This window comes from Williamsia sp. (assembly GCF_036566845.1).
Taxonomy (GTDB): Bacteria; Actinomycetota; Actinomycetes; order Mycobacteriales; family Mycobacteriaceae; genus Williamsia.
Map to the genome: position 1 here is coordinate 1 of NZ_DATCVM010000236.1, position 4,461 is coordinate 4,461.

The following is a 4,461-nucleotide window of genomic DNA, read 5'->3' on the forward strand; positions in this document are numbered from 1 at the left end:
TCCAACTTCGCTTGCATCGCCGCGTCATGCACCGTCTGCTCGAGCATGACCGCCTTGGTGACATCCCCGCCGACCCGAAGTCGGTGCCAGATGTTCCACGCTGCCAATGCAGCGCCTTGCGGCGACTGGGAATATCCAAGAGCAACGTCGCCCTCGATTCGCGCAGGTCCGTCCGTTTCCGAGTACAACATCACCAAGTCGAAGTTGCGCTGAATGCTCATCCCACCTGACGCGGTCGGAAGCTGCCCGAGGTCGCACTCGATCCGTGGGCCGGGATCTCGCTGCGGGAGAGGCTGTCCGGCAGGATTGTTCGGCACCGAAATCTTGCGCCCGAACGTATCGGTGGCCGGGTCCGCGAAGCCGCTCTCCCCGTTATTGCCCTTAGCTACGACCGGAGCCGAAGTCGGCGAGGTAGCTGCGGGGCCGGCCGGAGTGTCGGAGCCGCCGGCAAACCATGCGAATGCCACTGCGACCAGGACGACGACCAGCGCGGCGGTTCCAGCTGCCCACCATTTCTGCTTGGCGTTCATCACTTCTTCTCCTCGATCAGGGTGAATCCGTCGAGGTTCTCGACGGGACGGGCATCGATGTTCTCGGCCGCCGTAGGCAGCACAAGCCGCCAATCTCCGATCCATTGCAGCGCAACCGGATAGGCAAAACGCTGCGGCGGCGAACCGATCTCCTGCACCACATCGACGGCGGCGGTAGTGGATTCACCAGGCGTGTAGTCGGTGACCTTGAATGCGACGAACTTCGGTGCCTGTTCGGGAGGGACAGAACCGGCGACCGACACCAGCGCTCGATTGGCGGCGAACTCGTCACGTCCCGGACCCGGCGCTGTGACGACCGAAACCATCTGCCCCCACATCGAATCCGGAGTCAATGCCAAGTACGCCTGACCTCGTATCGCCGCGAGCACTGCCCCTTGCGGAGTGTTGGTGTATCCGTACGGGACTGCGCTGTAGTCCGTCGGACCATCGGTGATCGAACGGGGAAGCCGGACCCCGTTGTAGTTCTCCCAGGTCAGATTCGCGGGTGCCGTGATGGTATCGACCGGGACAGGAGCCAAATCGACAGTGTCAGGGTCCGATCCGCAGCTTGCGGTCAGGAGGGTCACGGTCGCGGCGAGGGCGAGCGCGGCGGCCGAGCGGCGACCGAAGAAAGGCATGATCTCTCTTTTCTTCTCAGGCGATCAGTACGTTGGCGAGGAGGGTGGCCGAGCCGACGAGAGCGGAGCAGCAAAGGATTCGGAACAAAGTGGTATTCGCGAGAATCTGAGCGCCGGACGAACGCTGGTAGGCGTAGAGAGCTCCACTCGTCACCAGCGCAGCGACGCATGCGAACATTCCGATCCACAACGTGTAGCGCAGCACCAGCATCAGCGGGTCCCATGCTTGATGTGGCAGCCGTAGGCGATCGGTGGGCGGCCCCGCGATCAACATCACGAGACTGCGATCTGGATCAGGACAGGACTACTCGCGATACCCAGGCTTGCCAGCGACGCGGCAGGCATCCACCGGCAATGACACTGGTTTGTATCGCACTCGGCGCCGTAACGATGCACCGACATCAGGACTCCGAAGGAGAGGACGACTATCGCCGCTCCGAGCAGCGAGACCACCGGCAGGATGTCCATTGCGATCAGAATGCGAGTTGGTTGACCAGCGTCGGTGCGAGACCGATGACGACTGCGCCGATCATGGCAGCCATGATCTTGGCCTTTGCGTCACCGCCGTGACCCCCGTTGCGTTCGTATGCGAGCGCAACACCGCCGATAACGAGACCGGCGATAGCGAGGATGATCCCGCCCCACTTGACCCACGAGAGAAGCAGGTTGAACTTGTCCACGCCGGGAGGTGCGACAGGTGCTTCCGTTCCGATCTGTGCCAGAACGTCAACGCTTGCAGCGTGATACGCGACCTGTACGGAAGTGAAAAGTGCAGTCATGGCGAATGCCTTTCTTTTTGTTGTGGTGTGAATTCAGGAAGTCGGCCGAGAGAGCGCGTCACGCGCGGCGGAGAAGATGCCCGCGCCGATGTCGGTCAGCACCGGATCGAGATACTCGGTGGGGTCGGGACGTCGAAGTCTCGAAGTCGGCGGGGGCGGAGAATCGTTCGGCGACCAGATCGGCATCTGCTCGTAGGTCAGAAGCCGATACGCCGCGAGGAACGGCACACGCCAGACGTTTGGCGCGGCCGATTCGACGACGTCGAGTTGGCGTCGCAAGGTCGCGGGCAGTTTTCCTTCGTGGTCAGCGACAGTCACCAACCCGAGGAGAGTGCAATCGCCCGTCAGACCGGCGGCAGCTTGCAACAGCAACGCATGAGCTGCGTGCAATCCTTGGCGATGCGTACGAGCGACGATGACAACTCCGCGATAACGGTCCTGAGCAGGCCATCCCCGCTGTGCATCACCAGCAGGAGCCCAGGTCCTCGACAGCGTCGAGACCCCAGCCCCGCCATGCGCTCCGAGGAGCCAGAACGCTGGCCGCGGCGCGGTGGTGGAAATCGGCGTATCCCACACCGGTGCCTGCGACTCTGCCGGTGGAACTCGCAGACCCGCCGGAACTACCGTCCGCGCCGGTGTGATCTGGGGATCTGTCCCCGGATCACCCTCGCGGGATAGTGGTGAAGCCATCTCGTTTCCTTCCATCAACTGTGGTGGTGTCACCACCACGGAGTTACTGGCCCAAGCAGGGGCGCACATGGTGCACCCCCGCGAAGGAGCTAGTTGATTCCCGGCTGCGTAACCGGCGCCGACTCGGTCGAAGGCACCACTGCGGCAGACGAACTCGACACCGCCGTAGTACTTGCCGGCGAAGTAGTGGGCAGCGTTGACGTACTGGTCGCCGACGCGGCGAGAATCTCCGAGGCGGATCGCGTCGACTGCCCAACAGCAGCCAACAACGGACCGGACTTGGTCGTTGGCGAGGCCGGTGAGGTAGAAGGTTTTCCGCTGACCGTGAGGTCGTGCGCCAAAGCGACGATCCAGTCTGTCGCCAACTCCACCGGAGTTTGACCACCCGTACCGACCGGGACCGACGTGTAGCTGCCGTGCTTGGCGATGGTGTCCCAGTACGCAGTGTCAGTGGCGATCTTCGCCAGACCCTTGTTGTCAGCGATACCGGACTTGACCTCTTTAAACGCGAGCTGCACTGTCTTGTCGATCGTCGCCGGGGGAACCAACTTCACCGTTGCATCGAGCAACTTCAAGCCGAGAACTCCCAAAGCAGCCTGCGGCCCCGCTACTCCGGCGGCGGCGATCTGTGCAATGGATTCCGGAGTCAGGACAGTCTTGGCGACAGTGACGGCCGCACCGATCGCCATGCCCGCGATCTTGTTGACCGCAGCAACAGCCTCACTGATCCCAGCTTCCCGCTTGGATGGATCGCTGTAAGCGACCATGCGGTTGAGCACAGTCTGTGACGAGTCCTTGACGGTGAAAACACCTGCCTTGGAATCGAAATTGATGTTGTTGTTGACCACCGAAGCACCCGTGAAGATCACCGACTGCCCCAGCGCGGTTCCCACACTGGTCAAGATCCCGACAGGGTCCGCCGCGTCCATACTCGATTGACCTGCAATGTTCGCGACCATCCGGGCCAGCGGAGCATCAGCGGGAGTGTCACACGCCAGATCACCAGCGGTGCAAAACGATGCGACCCGATCTGCGACCGCACCGAACGAGAGCTGCGCCGTAGCTTGCGGCGCGATTCCACCACCGGAAGGCGTCGAAGTAGCAGCGACCTGCACGGATTCAACAGAATCGGCCTTGGCGCCGGGAGCCGCTGCGGGCGAAGTCTGGGACTGCGACGCGAAGACCGGTGAACCAACCCGCCGCGTCGGATCGGAGAACAGCGCAGCACCGGCGAACTGGTCAGCCGAGATCGGCCCGCTACCTGCACCGATCTCGCGAGTCACAGCAGAAGCGACCTGTGCGCCCTGGCTGTAGCCGCCGACGAAAACCTTGGTATCCGGGCACTTTTGGGCAATATCGGAGAGCATCGCCGTGGCGTTTTCGATGCCCATCTCGACTGACTGCTCGTACGAGTCCTTCGCCCGGTCGCCAGGCTTGCCGCCGAAACTTGCCGCGTAGTTGACGTACGAGCGATCAACGACGACGTTGTCCCCGCCGTTCGCCTCGAGCAATGCCGGGACAGCGACCTGCGAGAAGAAGCCGCCGTCCTGATCAGTCGGGGTGCCGGGTGACGATTCCGTGGTCCCGTTGACGAGAAGTAGATGAAGTGGCGTGCAGCCCGAATCCGCTGCAACGGACGATGACGTTGTGCCTTGCGGCGCGGGAGTGGGTGTCTGTGCACCAGCTGCGCTTGTACCGGCAACAGCAATCAACAGCAATGCTGTCCCTGCTGACGCCGCAGCGCGTCTGGTGGTGCGATTGCGAATCTTCATGCGTTACTGCCCTTCTCTGGTGGTGATCGCGACAATTCGGGCGGAGCCGTCC

The 4,461-nt window shown here is 62.6% G+C and carries 6 protein-coding genes and 1 pseudogene; all 7 read right to left on the minus strand.

What is annotated here, in order from left to right; translation table 11 throughout:
- Window positions 1–530, minus strand: a pseudogene (locus VIQ49_RS22435) (hypothetical protein); the annotation flags it as partial.
- Window positions 530–1,168, minus strand: a complete 639-nt coding sequence (locus tag VIQ49_RS22440; protein WP_331888807.1) for a hypothetical protein — start codon at window positions 1,166–1,168, stop codon at window positions 530–532. The pseudogene VIQ49_RS22435 and the gene VIQ49_RS22440, both read right to left, overlap by 1 nt.
- A gap of 16 nt (window positions 1,169–1,184) precedes the next feature.
- The gene (locus VIQ49_RS22445) at window positions 1,185–1,442 is read right to left on the minus strand and encodes a hypothetical protein (protein WP_331888808.1); all 258 of its coding nucleotides are present in this window, start codon (window positions 1,440–1,442) and stop codon (window positions 1,185–1,187) included.
- The gene (locus tag VIQ49_RS22450; protein ID WP_331888809.1) at window positions 1,442–1,636 is read right to left on the minus strand and encodes a hypothetical protein; all 195 of its coding nucleotides are present in this window, start codon (window positions 1,634–1,636) and stop codon (window positions 1,442–1,444) included. The genes VIQ49_RS22445 and VIQ49_RS22450 overlap by 1 nt, the downstream gene beginning before the upstream one ends.
- Window positions 1,637–1,641: 5 nt before the next feature.
- A complete protein-coding gene (locus VIQ49_RS22455; RefSeq protein WP_331888810.1) occupies window positions 1,642–1,947 on the minus strand; it encodes a hypothetical protein in 306 nt (101 codons plus the stop codon).
- Window positions 1,948–1,980: 33 nt separating this feature from the next.
- Window positions 1,981–2,637, minus strand: coding sequence for a DUF6668 family protein (locus VIQ49_RS22460; protein WP_331888811.1), 657 nt, complete (start codon window positions 2,635–2,637; stop codon window positions 1,981–1,983).
- Between the two features lie 89 nt (window positions 2,638–2,726).
- Entirely contained in the window at window positions 2,727–4,409 is a 1,683-nt protein-coding gene (locus VIQ49_RS22465; protein WP_331888812.1) for a cutinase family protein, read from the minus strand.
- Between the last annotated feature and the right edge of the window lie 52 nt (window positions 4,410–4,461).

What these genes read in the sequence shown, in the direction of transcription:
- VIQ49_RS22465 (WP_331888812.1), bottom strand. Translation starts at nt 4,409, where the DNA reads ATGAAGATTCGCAATCGCACCACCAGACGCGCTGCGGCGTCAGCAGGG.
- VIQ49_RS22460 (WP_331888811.1), bottom strand. Translation starts at nt 2,637, where the DNA reads ATGGCTTCACCACTATCCCGCGAGGGTGATCCGGGGACAGATCCCCAG.
- VIQ49_RS22445 (WP_331888808.1), bottom strand. Translation starts at nt 1,442, where the DNA reads ATGTTGATCGCGGGGCCGCCCACCGATCGCCTACGGCTGCCACATCAA.
- VIQ49_RS22450 (WP_331888809.1), bottom strand. Translation starts at nt 1,636, where the DNA reads ATGGACATCCTGCCGGTGGTCTCGCTGCTCGGAGCGGCGATAGTCGTC.
- VIQ49_RS22440 (WP_331888807.1), bottom strand. Translation starts at nt 1,168, where the DNA reads ATGCCTTTCTTCGGTCGCCGCTCGGCCGCCGCGCTCGCCCTCGCCGCG.
- VIQ49_RS22455 (WP_331888810.1), bottom strand. Translation starts at nt 1,947, where the DNA reads ATGACTGCACTTTTCACTTCCGTACAGGTCGCGTATCACGCTGCAAGC.